The sequence below is a fragment of the Streptomyces griseicoloratus genome (assembly GCF_014534645.1).
Taxonomy (GTDB): Bacteria; Actinomycetota; Actinomycetes; order Streptomycetales; family Streptomycetaceae; genus Streptomyces; species Streptomyces griseicoloratus.
This window is the reverse complement of the sequence record NZ_JACVQF010000004.1, coordinates 1-558: the sequence shown is the minus strand read 5'-3', so window position 1 is coordinate 558 and position 558 is coordinate 1. Positions and strand designations below refer to the sequence as shown.

Annotated in this window: 1 pseudogene; it reads right to left on the bottom strand. The window is 65.2% G+C overall.

From position 1 onward, the window contains the following. Window positions 1–101 precede the first annotated feature (101 nt). Window positions 102–558: pseudogene (locus H0H10_RS00020) on the bottom strand (DUF3459 domain-containing protein); the annotation flags it as partial.

Sequence of the window (558 nt, the reverse complement as noted above, 5' to 3'; positions counted from 1 at the left end):
GCGGACCAGCACTTCGTAGAAGACGGCTCGCTTGAACCAGTCGGGGTCCCGGTCCTTGGCCGGTGTGTCCTCGAAGGTGTCCGGCACGGGCTCGTTGACGATCATGTTGTGGGTGACCCTCCGATCTGCGGGGTGGACGGTCGCAGAACCGTGCAGACGTGCGCGGGCGTACGGCCCGGCTCCAGGCGCACATAGTTGGTCCTGCCCCAGTGATAGGTCTCACCGGTGAGCTCGTCGCGCACCGGCACCGACTCGTGCCATTCCAGGCCGAGTTGCGGCATGTCCAACGAGACCGTCGCCTCCTGGGTGTGGTGGGGGTCGAGGTTGACGACCACCAGAACCGTGTTCGATCCCTTCCGCTTCGAGTACACGATCACCTCGTCCTTGTCGGCGTGGTGGAAGTGCAGATCGCGCAGCTGCCGGAGCGCCGGGTTCTGGCGCCGGATGGTGTTGAGCTTGGTGATGAGGGGGGTGATGGTGCGTCCCTCGCGTTCGGCGGTGGCCCAGTCGCGGGGTTTGAGCTGGTACTTCTCGGAGTCGAGGTATTCCTCGGAGCCT